We start from the raw sequence: 12749 nt of genomic DNA on the forward strand, positions 1-12749 counted from the left end.
CACGCGCGCATGCTCGCGACGGCATCGACGTGCGACCGGGCGCACGTCGGGAGACGTCAGGCGGCGGTGAAGAGCAGCAGCGAGCCCTCGCGCGCCACGCGGATGCCCGGCAGGTGGATGGGCCCCTGGCCGTGCCAGTCGGTCACGAGTCGCGAGACCTCGAGGGTCTGCTGGCGGGTGAGCGACGTGTGGAACTCGCTCTGCACCGCGAGGCGGATGATGCGCTGGCGCAGGGCGGGCGGGTTCGACGCGAGCGCGCCGGCGTGCAGCGACAGGCCGCCCTCGGCATGCTCCACGAGATCGCCGATCTGCTCCTGCGCGAAGTGCGCGAGCGCCTCCGCGTCCTCGCGCAGCTGGTCGGCAGTGCGCGTGAGCGCCTCGACGACGCCGCCGCCGAGCTCCTGGTCGAGGATCGGCAGCACGCGGTCGCGGATGCGAGCGCGCAGGAAGCGGTCGTCGTGGTTGTGCGGGTCGTTCCACGGCTCGAGGCCCTGGTCGCCGCACGCGGCCTTCGTGTCGGCGCGGCGCACCGTGAGGAACGGGCGGCGCAGGAAGCCGATCGCGGGGTGCATGCCCCACAGGCTCTCGGGGCCCGAGCCGCGGGCGAGGCCGATGAGCACGGTCTCCGCCTGGTCGTCGAGCGTGTGCCCGAGCAGCACCGCGGCCGCGTCGACCTCAGCGCGCGCCTTGAGCAGTGCCGCGTATCGGGCCTGGCGCGCGGCAGCCTCGGGGCCGCCGTGGCCATCCACCGTCACGCGGCGCACGAGCACGGGATCGAGGCCCAGGTCGCGCGCCTGCTGCGCAGCGGTCTCGGCGATCTCCGCCGAACCCTCCTGCAGCGCGTGGTCGACGACGACGCCGCCGACGCGCATGCCGGCGCGAGGGCCCTCGAAGGCCGTCGCCGCGGCGAGCGCGAGCGAGTCGGGGCCGCCCGAGAGCGCCACGAGCACGAGCGATCCCTCGTCGAGGCCGGCGAGCGACTCACGCACGGCGCGACGCGTGTCGGCGACCGCGGGGGTCAGCCGCGGGCGGCGGTCGTCGTTCGAGGGCATGCCATGATCCTATTGCCGATTGGAACACGCGAGACAGGAGCGCCCGTGGCCGCCTACGACGTCGTCATCGAGATCCCCAAGGGGAGCCGCAACAAGTACGAGGTCGACCACGAGACCGGTCGGGTCTACCTCGACCGCGTGCTCTTCACGACCTTCGTCTACCCGACCGACTACGGATTCTTCGACGAGACCCTCGGGCTCGACGGCGACCCCGTCGACGCCCTCGTGCTGCTCGACTACTCGGTGCCGCCCGGCGTCTTCGTCAAGGTGCGCCCCGTCGGCCAGCTGAACATGGAGGACGACGGCGGCATCGACACGAAGGTCATCTGCGTGCTCGAGAAGGACCCGCGCTGGGCCCACATCCAGGACATCGACGACGTGCCGAAGCAGACGCGCAACGAGATCGAGCACTTCTTCGTGCACTACAAGGACCTCGAGCCCGGCAAGTGGGCCAAGGTCGGCGGCTGGGAGGGCGCGGCTGCGGCCGAGGCCACCGTGCAGGCCGGCATCGCGGCCTACGTGCCCGCCGCGCACTGACGCGACCCGCACGCCACGAGGGCGGCGCATCCGATGGATGCGCCGCCCTCGTCGTGCGTGCGGGTGCGTGCGTGCGTCAGATGTTGACGCCGCGTGCGCGGAGGAACGCGAGCGGGTCCTGCGCGACGCCGCCGATGCGGACCTCGAAGTGCAGGTGGCAGCCCGTCGACCAGCCGGTCGAGCCCTCGTAGCCGATGACCTGGCCGGCGGCGACCGACTGGCCGTAGCCCAGCGGCGACGGCGCGGCCATGTGGTAGTACCGCGACTGCACGCCACCACCGTGGTCGATCCAGATCATGTTGGCGCCGTACGAGTCCTGACCGCGCACGGCGACGGTGCCCGCGGCCATCGAGTAGATCGGCGTGCCGCAGCCGGCGACGATGTCCGCGCCCGCGTGCAGCTTCGAGAACGAGCCCGTCACGGGGTCGGTGCGCCAGCCGAAGGTCGACGAGATGCGGCCGTAGTGCGGGGTCGTCCAGCCGCTCGCCGAGGTGCCCGGGCCGACGTAGCCACCGCCGCCACCGCCTCCGCCGCCGTTCTGGGCGGCTGCCGCTGCTGCTGCGGCGGCTGCCGCAGCCGCGGCGGCCTCGCGCTCCTGGCGCTCGCGCTCCTGGCGCAGGCGCTCCTGCTCGGCGAGGTAGGCGTACCAGTTCTGGCCGGCGTTGTAGTCGGCCTCGGTCGCTGCGCGGTTCTCCTCGAGCACGCTCAGCTGCGCCTCGAGCTCGGCCTTGTGCGCGTTCGTGCGGTCGACGGCCGCTGCGGCCTCGGCGGCTGCGGCGGTCGCGGCCTCGAGCGCGGCGTTGGCCTCGTCGCTGAGGCGCTGGCGCTCGTCGCGGGCGACGCTCGCCTGGTCCTGCAGCGACGACGCGGTGTTCGCATCCTGCTGCGCCTGCGTGTAGAGCGTGTCGGCCGTCGACGCGGCGCTGTCGAGCAGGCTCAGACGGTAGAGCCACTCGTCGGCGCTGCCCGGGTTCGCGAAGAGCTCGACGCTGAGGTCGCCTGCACCTCCCGTGCGGGCGAGCTGGGCCGCGAGCTGCGATGCCGCGCGCTGCGAGTCCTCGGCGACGCGCTGGGCGGCCGCAGCCTGCTCCTCGAGCTGCGATGCCGTGAAGGCGGCCTCGTCGTAGCGCTCCTGCGCCTGCGCGGCCTCGCCGGCGCGCTGGTTCGCGAGCGCCTCCGCGGCAGCCTGCTCGGACTCGAGCCGCGAGATGAGGTCGCGGATCTCGCCGATCTGCGCCTGCTGCGACGAGACGTCGTTGCGTGCCGCCTCGACCTCGTTCCACGTCGGGAAGCCCCACGCATCCTCAGCCTGCGCCGGGCTGCCGGGCGTCACGATCGTGATCGCGAGCGTGGTGACGGCGATGGCGGCGACGATGCCGAGGCGCAGTCGCGACGGACGTCGCTGCGGCTGCGCGATGCTCTGCATGTGGGGGACCTCGCCACGAGATGGGGGATGGAGCGGGCCGCAGCAGACTATCAACCAGAGGTTGAGAGTCAAGGATGCGCGCCGCCACCGTGCGTTCGGATGCCGGGGCGGCGATGGATTGCGCGCGTCGGCGGCGTCCATGGTCGCACGCGTCCCCCAGCGACACGCAGGAGGTGTTCGGGATCCATCCAGACAAGCGCGCGGATCCCCGTCGCGGGGGTCGCAGGCGACACGCGCGGCGAGGCTCGGACGCGCGGATTTGCAGCGCGGCGCATCGTGACGTAGAGTCTTCCCTCGGTAGCCATGAGTCCTGGACACATGGCCCCATCGTCTAGCGGCCTAGGACATCGCCCTTTCACGGCGACAGCACGGGTTCGAATCCCGTTGGGGTCACTGGTCGATGATGCAAGGCCCTGTAGCGCAGTTTGGTTAGCGCGCCGCCCTGTCACGGCGGAGGTCGCGGGTTCAAGTCCCGTCAGGGTCGCGGTGCGACCCCTCGCGAGAGCGAGGGGTTCTCGCTAGGTCCGGGAGGTTCGCCTCCCGGCCTCAGGCTCTGTAGCTCAGTTGGTAGAGCGCACGACTGAAAATCGTGAGGTCACGGGATCGACGCCCGTCGGAGCCACGTAGCGGTCATTACGCCGCTGCTGAACCCTCGTGAGGCTTCTACTCGCGGGGGTTCCTTCATGTCCGGGTGCCTGCCGCGCCTCGGCCGTCAGCGCAGCCAGGTCCACTCGTCGACCGGCGGCAGCTCGGGCAGCGCGGGCTTCGCGTCGTTCTCGGTGACCTCGATCCAGAACGGCACGCCGTCGACGATCCGCACGTGCAGGTGCACGGACCCGCTCATGGCGTCGAGGTCGCGATCCTCGCCTGGCACGCCCGCGGTCGCATCCGACGGGAGCAGAGACACCGACGCGCATCCGCAGGCGCAGTTGGACACGGCCTGGAGCACATCGAGCCGCGACAGCCATCCGCGGCGCATCGCCGGCGTGATCTCCGGTCCGGGGCGCCCGTGGTATCCGATCGACGAGCCCTGCGTGATCGCCGCGTGCAGCGTGCTGCGCTCGCGCTCGGTGAGCGCACGCGCATCCGCGGGGTCGAAGAGGGCCACGCGGCGAGCCTACGAGCGCGGCGCTGAGAGGATGACGGCATGACCGACGAGCCGACGCCCGGGCAGTACGCGCACTTCAAGGGCGCGCCCTACGAGGTGCTCGAGGTCGCGACGCACTCCGAGACCGGCGAGCGCGTCGTCGTCTACCGGCAGGGCTACGGCGACCGCGCGCTGTGGGTGCGGCCCGTCGCGATGTGGTCGGAGCGCGTCCAGCGCGACGGCTACGACGGCCCGCGGTTCCGGCGCGTCGAGCCCGACGCATCCTGAGCCCTCGGCGTCAAGCGGGGACGGCGTCCTCGCTGCGCAGGCGCGGCTCGGTGCGCAGCTCGGGGCGCACGCCCGCCTTGTCGGCGTAGAACGCGCGGATGCGGTCCATGTCCTTCGACACGTCGCCTGTGAGCGAGAACGTGGGGCCGAGGCCCGCCGTCATCGTCGTGACGTCGGGGTAGCCGAGCGTGACGGGCAGACCCGTCGCCACCGCGATGCGGTGGAAGCCCGAGCGCCAGTGCGTGCCCGTGCCGCGCGTGCCCTCCGGCGTGACCACGAGCACGATCTCCTCGCCGTGCTCGATGAGCGCTACGACCTCGTCGACGATGCGCGACGGATCGCGACGGTCGACGGGGATGCCGCCGAGGCGACGCATGATCCAGCCCGCCGGTCCGCGGAACAGCTGGTGCTTGCCGAGGAACCGCGGGCTGATGCCGAGGTCCCACGCGATCGCGAGCATGAGCACGAAGTCCCAGTTCGACGTGTGCGGGGCGCCGATGACGATGCGCGAGCCGTGCACCTCGGGGCTCTCGCGCACGTGGGTCCATCGGCTGAGGCGCCAGTACGTCCTGGCGATCGCCCGCCGGACGGGCATGCGTCGTCGCGTCATCGTCTCCCCCGAGTCGTTGCGACCACGGTACGCGGCGGCGCATGCCGTGTCACGACCTTGCGCCCCTTCCACGTCCCAGGTCGGCGGCGTAGCGTGCGCGCATGCGGTTCGCCTGGGTCGACGACGTGATGCTGGCCGACGGGCGCGCCGCCGCGACGTTCGCGCAGGAGTGGTTCCGCGATCGAGCGACCGTCGCCGTCGGCGGCGAGACGTGGCTCTTCCGCAAGGAGGGCTTCGGCGGCGACTGGGCCGCGGCGCTCGACGGGGTCGACCGCATCCACGCGCGCAGCATCTCGATGTGGCGGATGCGGTGGGAGGTGTCGGCGCCGAGCGGCACGTACGAGGTGCAGCGGTCGGGATCGTTCCCGCAGGCGACGTTCTCGCTGCTCGCGGACGGCGTCGTCGTGGGCGACATCCGCTCGACGGGGTTCTGGACCTACAAGCCCGAGATGCACGCGCCCGACGCGATGCCCGCCGTCGAGGCCGCGTTCGTGCTGTGGGTCGTGCGCCGGGCGATCGGCCGCGCGTCGTCGGCGGCTGCGGCGTCGGCCACGTAGCTCGCCGCCGGCCCTCGTTGCGAGGTGCGCCTCTCGTCGCGAGGTGCGCCTCTCCTGTCGAGGTGCGCGGATAGCCGCACCTCGACAGGAGCAGCGCGCCTCGCAACGGGTACGCGACGCGTCAGCGGCGGTCGCGCTCCGCGCGCAGCACCGCGAGGCGCGAGCGGTACTCGGTCTCGTCGATGTCGCCGTTCGCGAAGCGGGTCGCGAGCGCCTGCTCCCCCGCCGCCGCGGCGTGCACGAACGGGCGGCGCCGCATCGAGCGGCGGAACAGCAGCACGAACGTGACGATGAGCGCGATCCAGAGCAGCGGGATGAGGAAGCCGAAGCCCCAGAGCGGGCCGCCGCCGGGTCCCCAGCGCGTGACCTGCTCCGCGAGCACGGGCGCTGCCTGCGTGATGGTGGTGAACATGCGTGGCTCCTTCTGCCGAGCGGCCGTCTGACCGCACCATCAGGCTCGCGCCGCGCACCCCATCCCCGCGTCCGGCGGCGGGATGCACGTGCCGCCTCCCGTGGGAGGTCTGACCGGTTGCGAGGTGCGGTTGCTGCGGTGAGGTGCGGGTGCAACCGCACCTCAGTGCACGAAGCGCACCTCGCAACGGCTCGGCGAGGCGCGTCAGCCCTGCGACCACCCGGGGCGCACGAGGCCCGTCTCGTACGCGAGCACGACGAGGCGCACGCGGTCGCGGGCGCCGAGCTTGCCCATCATGCGCGACACGTGCGTCTTCGTCGTGAGGGGGCTGAGGAAGAGGCGGCCGGCGATCTCCTCGTTCGTGAGCCCCTCGCCGACGAGGGCGAGCACCTCGCGCTCCCGCTCCGTGAGCTCGGCGAGCGGGGCGTCGTCGACGGGGCGGATGCCCTGCGCGACGCGGTCGAGCAGGCGCCGGGTGACCGACGGGCTGAGCAGCGCATCCCCCTCGGCGGCCACGCGCACGGCGCGCAGCAGGTCGACGGGGTCGGCATCCTTCACGACGTAGCCGCTCGCGCCCGCGACGATCGCATCGCCTACGAGCTCGTCGAGCTCGAACGTCGTCACGACGACGATGCGCGTCGCGGCGAGGGCAGCGTCGGCGACGATCTGCCGTGTCGCCCACAGGCCGTCGCGGCCGGGCATGCGGATGTCCATGAGCACGACGTCGGGCCGCTCGGCGCGCACGAGCGCCACGGCCGCCTCGCCCGTGGCTGCCTCGCCGACGACCTGCATGTCGCCCTCGGACTCGACGAGCGCGTGCAGGCCGGCGCGGATGAGCGCCTGGTCGTCGACGATCGCGACGCGGATCATGCGAGCCCTTCCGGGAACGTGGCGACGACCGCGAAGCCGCGGCCGCGCGGGGCGGCGTCGAGCGTGCCGCCGAGCAGGGCCGCGCGCTCGCGCATGCCGAGGATGCCCGTGCCAGCGCCCGGGCTCGACTGGCCCGCCGATGCGGGGCCGTCGTCGACGATCGCGGCGCGCACCGCATCCGCCTCGCGCGCCAGCGACACCGTCACGTGCGCGCCGGGCGCGTGGCGGGCGGCGTTCGTGAGGGCCTCGCGCACGATGCGCACGATCGCCGACTGGGTCGCGGTCGACGGCCGCGGGTGCAGCGCATCGTCGAGCTCGACGCGGATGCCCATGCCGGTCGCGCTCGCGACGATGGCGTCGAGCGCGTCGAGGCTCGCCTCGGGCACGAGCGGCCCGTCGGCCTCGCCGCGCAGCACGCCGAGCATGTGGCGCACGTCGTCGAGCGCCTGCCTGCTCGTGTCGCGGATGGTCGAGAGCGCCTCGGTCGCGCGCGCGGGCTCGCGGTCGGCGAGGTGCAGCGCGACGTTGGCCTGCACCGAGATCGACGACAGGGAGTGGGCGAGCACGTCGTGCAGCTCGCGCGCCATCGCCTCCCGCTCGCGTGCGTGGCGCGTGCGCGCCTGCTCGTCGGCCTGCTCGCGAGCCACGCGATCCTGCTCGCGACGGGCACGCCTCGCGGTCGAGATCACGAGCACGATCGTGAGCGCGACGCACGTCATGACGGTGCCGACGATCCAGCCGCGCGACAGCCCCGTGACGGCGATCGCGACGACCGTGACGGTGAGGGAGCCGACGATGCCGCCGACCGCCCACATCGCGGCGCCGCGGCGCACGGCGAGCACGATCGCGAACGCGTACGGCAGGGCGCCGAGCGGCGGCGGCCACGGCACGAGGATCCACGTCGCCGTCGCCGCGACGACCACGACGAGCGTCGCGGCGCGCGGCCAGCGGTCGATCGCGAGGAGGCCGAGGGATGCGACGGCGCCGGCGCCGATGCTCGCGACGGCGAAGGCGGGGACGAGGTGCGCGAGCTCGACCTGGCGCCACGTGGCATCCATGCGCGAGAGGACCGCGACGCGGCCGATGCCGGCGCTCGTGACGAGCACGAACGAGACGACGGCGCCCACGATCGCGAGTCTCGACGGGCGCAGGTGCGGCATGGCGTCAGCGTAGCCAGCGGCGTGCGGTGCGGGCGTCCGCTCGTGGGAGGCGCGTGCCACCTCCCCCGGGAGGCCGTTGCGAGGTGGACCTCGCAACGGCCCTGGGCCTCAGGCAGACGCCGGCGTGACGAGATGTGACGCCTCCGACGCGTCACATGACGACGCGTCCCTGCCATTCGTCGGGGGACGCCGCTACGGTTCCAGGCCATGGCGAACCTCCCCGTCCTCGACCTCTCCGAACTCGACCGCGGCGAGGCATCCGCCGCGTCGTTCCGCACCCGCCTGCGCGAGGCGACGCGCGACGTCGGCTTCCTCTACCTCGTCGGCCACGGCATCGACCCCGACCTGCAGAGCCGCGTGCACGGGCTCGCCCGCGCGTTCTTCGCGCTGCCCGAGGAGCAGAAGCTCGCCATCGAGAACGTCGGCAGCCCGCAGTTCCGCGGCTACACGCGCGTCGGCGGCGAGCGCACGGAGGGCAAGGTCGACTGGCGCGAGCAGATCGACATCGGCCCCGAGCGCGCGGCGGGCGACCGCGACGGCGCCGACTACTGGCGCCTCGAGGGCCCGAACCTGTGGCCCGACGCGCTGCCCGAGCTGCAGGTCGTGATCGACGAGTGGCACGACCGGCTGCGCGACGTCGGCAGGCGACTGCTCGCCGCATGGGCCGAGTCGCTCGGCGCTCCCGCCGACGTCTTCGACGCTGCGTTCGCCGACCCCTTCACGCTCATCAAGGTCGTGCGCTACCCCGGCTCCGACGCCGGCCGTGCGGGCCAGGGCGTCGGTGCCCACAAGGACTCGGGCGTGCTGACGCTGCTGTGGGTCGAGCCGGGCAAGGACGGCCTGCAGGTCGAGGTCGACGGCGAGTGGGTGGATGCGCCGCCCATCGAGGGCGCGTTCGTCGTGAACATCGGCGAGCTGCTCGAGCACGCCACCGGCGGCTACCTGCAGGCGACGCGCCACCGCGTGCTGTCGCCGCCGGCCGGCAGCGACCGCGTCTCGATCCCGTTCTTCTTCAACCCGGCGCTCGACGCGCAGATCCCGCTGCTCGACCTGCCGCCCGAGCTCGCCGCCGACGCGCGCGGCGTCTCGCAGGACCCGACGAACCCCATCCACTCGACCTACGGCGAGAACGCCCTGAAGTCGCGCCTGCGCGCGCATCCCGACGTCGCAGCGATCCACCACGCCGACCTCGTCGCCGCCCGGGCTGCGGCCGCGTGAGTTGAGGTCTTCGGCCCGATGTGAGGTCACATCGGGCCGAAGACCTCAACTCCGCGCGGGCGGGAGGGCTCGGAGGCCGCGCTCGAGCGTCTCGGGGCGCGCGGCGAGGCAGACGCGGACCCAGCCCTCGCCCGAGCGCCCGAACGCCGAGCCGGGCGCGACGGCGACGCGATCCTGCAGCAGCAGCCGCTCGGCCCACGCCGCGACGTCGCCGCCCGACGCGTGGGACACGTCGATCCACAGGTACATCGCGCCGGCCGGCACGAGGTGCGGGATGCCCGCCTCGGCGAGGATGCTCGCCGCGAGCTCGAGGTTCGCGCGGTAGTGCTCGCGCGCGACGGCCACGGCATCCTGCGGTCCCGTGAGCGCAGCGAGCGCCGCCCGCTGATCGGGCGAGGCGACGCACGAGATGATCGCCTCCTGCAGCGTGCGCATCCGCTCGGCGAGCCCCGACGGCACGGTGAGGAACCCGACGCGAGCACCCGTCATCGCGTACGACTTCGACACCGAGTGCACGCCGAGCACGCGCCCGTCGACGTCGAGCGCCTGCGGGCTCACGTGCTCGCCCGCCCACACGAGGTGCTCGTAGACCTCGTCGCTCACGACCCACAGGTCGTGCTCGCGCGCGAGGTCGAGGATCGCCTGGATCGTCTCGCGCGGCAGCACGACGCCGAGCGGGTTCGAGGGCGTGTTGAGCACGATCGCCCGCGTGCGATCGGTGACGAGCGCGCGGATGGCGTCGACGTCGGGCAGGAACGCGGGCGACTGCAGCGCGTACGGCACCGCGTGCGCCGACAGCATCGCGGGCGCCATCGAGAAGGTCGTGTAGCCGGGGTCGGGCACGAGCACCTCGTCGTCAGGCTGCAGCACGAGCGTCATGGCGAGGTGGATGGCCTGCGTGCCGCCGACGGTGACCCACACGCGCTCGCGGTCGAGCTCGACGCGCTGCTCGCGGCGCTGCTGCTCGACGAAGGCGTCGCGCAGCGCGGGCAGGCCGCCGTTGGGTCCGTACGACGTGTCGTCGGCGAGCCAGGCCGCGGCGCCGGCGTCGAGGATGTGCTGCGCGACGGGCTGGTCGGGCTCGCCGACGGCCAGCATGGCGACGTCGTCGAGCTGCAGCGCGATCTCGAAGACGCGGCGGATGCCCGAGGCGGGCACGGCGTCGATGTGATGGGCGATGCGGGGCACGTCGCCAGCCTAGGTTCGCGGCGGCGCTGCGCCGTGCAGGGCATGACTGGTCAGAGTTGCACCACAGTGGTCGCAGCTTCGGTGCAACTGCGACCAGTCATGGGTGCATCTGCGACCAGTGGGGTGCAACTGCGACCAGTCATGGGCGAACCGGAGACGCCACGCGCGCCTACCCTGGAGGGATGTTCACGCGTCGCGAGGCCGCCATCCGGCTCGACATCCCGGTCGAGATGGCCCAGCGCCACGGCATCCCAGCCACGATCTCCGACGCCGCGATCGGCGCGCTCGAGGCCGAGCCGCCCGCATGGCTCGTGCAGTCGCGCGCCAACCGCCGCCCCGGCGCCCGGCCCGTGTGGATGCGCCTCGAGTGCGTCGTCTGCGGGCTCGAGGAGTGGGAGCGGCCGAAGAAGTGGTGGCCCGAGTTCACGATGCTCGTGTGCGACCGCCACGACCCGTCGGAGGCGCCGCGTCGTGCCGCGGGCACCGTGCGGTCGGAGGTCGACGGCGTCGGCACGCGGTTCGTCGGGATCGTGGACTCGCCCGCCTGACGCGCTGAGGCGACGCTCCCCCACCAGCTGGTCGAGGAGGCCGACGGCGCTCGAGGTCAGCTGCCCAGCGTCTCCACGAGGCGCACGAGGTTGCGGGTCGCCATCGTCACGGTGAGCGGGCCGACGCGCGGCACGAACGCCGACGCGACCTCCATCGCCGACTCGTCGAAGTTGCGGCGCTCGGCGACGTTCACGAGCAGCGCGCCCGGCTTCAGCTCGGCACCCGTGATCGGCTCGAACGCGGCGGCGGGCACGGCCGACACGACCACATCCGCCTCTGCGAGCGCCTCGGCGCGCGTCGCCGTCGAGTCGCGCACGTCGTGCGTGTGGCGGCCGATGGCCGGCTCGAGCACGAGCGAGCCGTGCACGTCGAGCGAGTGCACGCGCGCGCCGTCGTTCGCGAGCATCGCCGCGAGCGGGCGGCCGACGATGTCGGAGCGGTTGATGACGCACGCCGTGAGCCCCTCGAGCGGCGCCTCCGAGCCCTCGCCCCGCATCCCCGCGTGCTGCAGCAGCTTGAGGATCGCGAGCGGCGTGCACGGCAGGATCGCGCGGTGCGCGCCGGCGTCGTCGACGAAGCGGCGGTTCTCGTAGAGCAGGCGGCTCCAGAACGAGTGCATGCCCTCGATGTCCTTGCGCGGGTCGACGAGCTCGCGCAGCCAGCGGTCGGCGATCGGATCGATGAGCGGGTAGTAGAGGAAGATGCCGTCGACGCTCGGGTCGGCGTTCGCGGCCGCGATGGCCGCCTCCACCTGGTCGGGCGCGACGTGCCGCACCTCCATCGCGATGCCCACGGCCTCGCAGCCCTTCACGGCGTAGCGCGCGTAGGTCGCGGCGGGGCCGTCGGCCTGGCTGAGGATGCCGACGACGCGCAGCGAGCGGTCGCGCTCGGCGAGCGCGGAGACGGAGGCGCGCACCTCGTCGCGGTAGGCGCGGGCGACCTCGGACGGGTCGACGACGATGGCGGTCATGCGGATTCCTCGCTCTGCAGGGCGGTGACGATGGCGTCCCACGCGCGCTGCCTGCGCTCGTGGAGCGCGGGCTCGCCATCGAGGCCCGCGAGGTTGACGTCGGCGGTGCGGATCGCCGCGCGTGCGGCGCCCAGCAGCAGGTCGCGGCCGGCGAGCACGTCGCTGCGCACGCCCGGCTTCACGAGCGGCTCGACCGCGACCGAGAACGCGACGGCCTCGAGCGCCGCATCCGCGACGTCGAGCGGCGCGACGGTCGCGACGACCGTCTCGACGCGGATGGCGGCGGTGCGGTCGGCGCGCTCGGCGTCGTCGCCGCGCGGCATCCGGTACGCGTCCATGAGCGCCTCGAACACCTCGACGTCGGCGTCGACGGCGGCGTGCAGCGTGGCGAGGATGCCCTCGCCGCGCCCGCGCGCCTCGCGCAGCGCTGCGGCGGCATCCTCGTCGGTGCCCTTCGCGCCGAGCGTGACGTCGATCGCCATGAGCACGAGGCCTGCGCCGAGCGACGCCGCGTGGGCGGCGATCGAGCCGCCGCCGGGCGTCGGATCGGCGGATGCGGTGCGCCGCAGCAGCTCGTCGCCGGACGCGGCCCACAGACTCTCGCTCACGTGCTGCGACGATACCGGGCGGCGAGGGTGGTGGATGCGCGGTCGGGTCGCTCGCATCGATTGGCCATCTTCTGCGATGCGGCTGGATCGATTGGCGCCAATGTGCGCCAATCGACAGGGTCCGGTCGCAGAACGTGACCACTCGATCGCAGAAGTTGGCCAATCACCGCAGAAGTTGGCCAATCACCGCAGAAGTTGGCCAATCACCGCAGAACAT

General features: G+C 73.1%; 15 protein-coding genes and 3 tRNA genes. 8 read left to right on the forward strand and 10 right to left on the reverse strand.

What is annotated here, in order from left to right; genetic code table 11:
- Window positions 1-56 precede the first annotated feature (56 nt).
- On the reverse strand, window positions 57-1052 hold the full coding sequence (gene tilS / locus BLQ67_RS05645; RefSeq protein ID WP_092503241.1) for a tRNA lysidine(34) synthetase TilS: 996 nt from the start codon (window positions 1050-1052) through the stop codon (window positions 57-59).
- Between the two features lie 45 nt (window positions 1053-1097).
- Between tilS and BLQ67_RS05650 the strand changes: the two genes are divergently transcribed.
- Window positions 1098-1589 (forward strand): inorganic diphosphatase, encoded by a 492-nt coding sequence (locus BLQ67_RS05650; RefSeq protein WP_092503242.1) that lies wholly within the window; start codon window positions 1098-1100, stop codon window positions 1587-1589.
- Between the two features lie 76 nt (window positions 1590-1665).
- Here BLQ67_RS05650 and BLQ67_RS05655 read toward each other — a convergent pair whose 3' ends face one another.
- On the reverse strand, window positions 1666-3015 hold the full coding sequence (locus tag BLQ67_RS05655; RefSeq protein WP_157674683.1) for a M23 family metallopeptidase: 1350 nt from the start codon (window positions 3013-3015) through the stop codon (window positions 1666-1668).
- 320 nt (window positions 3016-3335) lie between these two features.
- Between BLQ67_RS05655 and BLQ67_RS05660 the strand changes: the two genes are divergently transcribed.
- From BLQ67_RS05660 to BLQ67_RS05670, 3 genes are all read left to right on the forward strand, one after another.
- A tRNA-Glu gene (locus tag BLQ67_RS05660) sits at window positions 3336-3408 on the forward strand.
- Window positions 3409-3424: 16 nt separating this feature from the next.
- A tRNA-Asp gene (locus tag BLQ67_RS05665) sits at window positions 3425-3499 on the forward strand.
- A gap of 65 nt (window positions 3500-3564) precedes the next feature.
- Window positions 3565-3637, forward strand: a tRNA-Phe gene (locus BLQ67_RS05670).
- 90 nt (window positions 3638-3727) lie between these two features.
- On the opposite strand, the gene BLQ67_RS05675 is transcribed toward BLQ67_RS05670, so the two are convergent.
- Window positions 3728-4123 carry a hypothetical protein gene (locus BLQ67_RS05675; protein ID WP_092503245.1) on the reverse strand — a complete coding sequence of 132 codons (396 nt, stop codon included), beginning with the start codon at window positions 4121-4123 and terminating at the stop codon, window positions 3728-3730.
- Between the two features lie 39 nt (window positions 4124-4162).
- Here BLQ67_RS05675 and BLQ67_RS05680 point away from each other — a divergent pair, with 39 nt between their 5' ends.
- Window positions 4163-4390, forward strand: a complete 228-nt coding sequence (locus BLQ67_RS05680; RefSeq protein WP_092503247.1) for a DUF1653 domain-containing protein — start codon at window positions 4163-4165, stop codon at window positions 4388-4390.
- Window positions 4391-4400: 10 nt separating this feature from the next.
- Here the strand turns inward: BLQ67_RS05680 and BLQ67_RS05685 are convergent, their stop codons facing one another.
- Window positions 4401-4985 (reverse strand): 1-acyl-sn-glycerol-3-phosphate acyltransferase, encoded by a 585-nt coding sequence (locus BLQ67_RS05685; protein WP_092503249.1) that lies wholly within the window; start codon window positions 4983-4985, stop codon window positions 4401-4403.
- Between the two features lie 116 nt (window positions 4986-5101).
- On the opposite strand from BLQ67_RS05685, the gene BLQ67_RS05690 reads away from it, so the two are divergent.
- A complete protein-coding gene (locus tag BLQ67_RS05690) occupies window positions 5102-5557 on the forward strand; it encodes a hypothetical protein (protein ID WP_092503251.1) in 456 nt (151 codons plus the stop codon).
- A 121-nt stretch (window positions 5558-5678) separates the two neighbouring features.
- On the opposite strand, the gene BLQ67_RS05695 is transcribed toward BLQ67_RS05690, so the two are convergent.
- The 3 genes from BLQ67_RS05695 to BLQ67_RS05705 all read right to left on the reverse strand — a co-directional run bounded on the left by BLQ67_RS05695 (window position 5679) and on the right by BLQ67_RS05705 (window position 7999).
- Window positions 5679-5969, reverse strand: coding sequence for an SHOCT domain-containing protein (locus BLQ67_RS05695; protein WP_092503253.1), 291 nt, complete (start codon window positions 5967-5969; stop codon window positions 5679-5681).
- A 204-nt stretch (window positions 5970-6173) separates the two neighbouring features.
- Entirely contained in the window at window positions 6174-6839 is a 666-nt protein-coding gene (locus BLQ67_RS05700) for a response regulator (RefSeq protein ID WP_092503254.1), read from the reverse strand.
- Complete coding sequence (locus tag BLQ67_RS05705; RefSeq protein WP_092503256.1) at window positions 6836-7999, reverse strand: sensor histidine kinase; 1164 nt, start codon at window positions 7997-7999, stop codon at window positions 6836-6838. The genes BLQ67_RS05700 and BLQ67_RS05705 overlap by 4 nt, the downstream gene beginning before the upstream one ends.
- 207 nt (window positions 8000-8206) lie before the next feature.
- Between BLQ67_RS05705 and BLQ67_RS05710 the strand changes: the two genes are divergently transcribed.
- On the forward strand, window positions 8207-9217 hold the full coding sequence (locus BLQ67_RS05710; RefSeq protein ID WP_092503257.1) for an isopenicillin N synthase family dioxygenase: 1011 nt from the start codon (window positions 8207-8209) through the stop codon (window positions 9215-9217).
- A 45-nt stretch (window positions 9218-9262) separates the two neighbouring features.
- Here the strand turns inward: BLQ67_RS05710 and BLQ67_RS05715 are convergent, their stop codons facing one another.
- Window positions 9263-10405, reverse strand: a complete 1143-nt coding sequence (locus BLQ67_RS05715; protein WP_092503259.1) for a pyridoxal phosphate-dependent aminotransferase — start codon at window positions 10403-10405, stop codon at window positions 9263-9265.
- Between the two features lie 182 nt (window positions 10406-10587).
- Between BLQ67_RS05715 and BLQ67_RS05720 the strand changes: the two genes are divergently transcribed.
- Window positions 10588-10953 carry a hypothetical protein gene (locus BLQ67_RS05720; RefSeq protein WP_092503261.1) on the forward strand — a complete coding sequence of 122 codons (366 nt, stop codon included), beginning with the start codon at window positions 10588-10590 and terminating at the stop codon, window positions 10951-10953.
- A 56-nt stretch (window positions 10954-11009) separates the two neighbouring features.
- On the opposite strand, the gene BLQ67_RS05725 is transcribed toward BLQ67_RS05720, so the two are convergent.
- The gene (locus BLQ67_RS05725) at window positions 11010-11924 is read right to left on the reverse strand and encodes a tetrahydrofolate dehydrogenase/cyclohydrolase catalytic domain-containing protein (protein ID WP_092503263.1); all 915 of its coding nucleotides are present in this window, start codon (window positions 11922-11924) and stop codon (window positions 11010-11012) included.
- Complete coding sequence (locus tag BLQ67_RS05730; RefSeq protein WP_157674684.1) at window positions 11921-12532, reverse strand: cyclodeaminase/cyclohydrolase family protein; 612 nt, start codon at window positions 12530-12532, stop codon at window positions 11921-11923. Before BLQ67_RS05730 ends, BLQ67_RS05725 begins: the two co-directional genes overlap by 4 nt.
- Between the last annotated feature and the right edge of the window lie 217 nt (window positions 12533-12749).

Source organism: Agrococcus jejuensis (assembly GCF_900099705.1).
Lineage (GTDB): Bacteria > Actinomycetota > Actinomycetes > Actinomycetales > Microbacteriaceae > Agrococcus > Agrococcus jejuensis.

What these genes read in the sequence shown, in the direction of transcription:
- tilS (WP_092503241.1), bottom strand. Translation starts at nt 1,052, where the DNA reads ATGCCCTCGAACGACGACCGCCGCCCGCGGCTGACCCCCGCGGTCGCC.
- BLQ67_RS05655 (WP_157674683.1), bottom strand. Translation starts at nt 3,015, where the DNA reads ATGCAGAGCATCGCGCAGCCGCAGCGACGTCCGTCGCGACTGCGCCTC.
- BLQ67_RS05680 (WP_092503247.1), top strand. Translation starts at nt 4,163, where the DNA reads ATGACCGACGAGCCGACGCCCGGGCAGTACGCGCACTTCAAGGGCGCG.
- BLQ67_RS05685 (WP_092503249.1), bottom strand. Translation starts at nt 4,985, where the DNA reads ATGCCCGTCCGGCGGGCGATCGCCAGGACGTACTGGCGCCTCAGCCGA.
- BLQ67_RS05690 (WP_092503251.1), top strand. Translation starts at nt 5,102, where the DNA reads ATGCGGTTCGCCTGGGTCGACGACGTGATGCTGGCCGACGGGCGCGCC.
- BLQ67_RS05695 (WP_092503253.1), bottom strand. Translation starts at nt 5,969, where the DNA reads ATGTTCACCACCATCACGCAGGCAGCGCCCGTGCTCGCGGAGCAGGTC.
- BLQ67_RS05700 (WP_092503254.1), bottom strand. Translation starts at nt 6,839, where the DNA reads ATGATCCGCGTCGCGATCGTCGACGACCAGGCGCTCATCCGCGCCGGC.
- BLQ67_RS05705 (WP_092503256.1), bottom strand. Translation starts at nt 7,999, where the DNA reads ATGCCGCACCTGCGCCCGTCGAGACTCGCGATCGTGGGCGCCGTCGTC.
- BLQ67_RS05710 (WP_092503257.1), top strand. Translation starts at nt 8,207, where the DNA reads ATGGCGAACCTCCCCGTCCTCGACCTCTCCGAACTCGACCGCGGCGAG.
- BLQ67_RS05720 (WP_092503261.1), top strand. Translation starts at nt 10,588, where the DNA reads ATGTTCACGCGTCGCGAGGCCGCCATCCGGCTCGACATCCCGGTCGAG.
- BLQ67_RS05725 (WP_092503263.1), bottom strand. Translation starts at nt 11,924, where the DNA reads ATGACCGCCATCGTCGTCGACCCGTCCGAGGTCGCCCGCGCCTACCGC.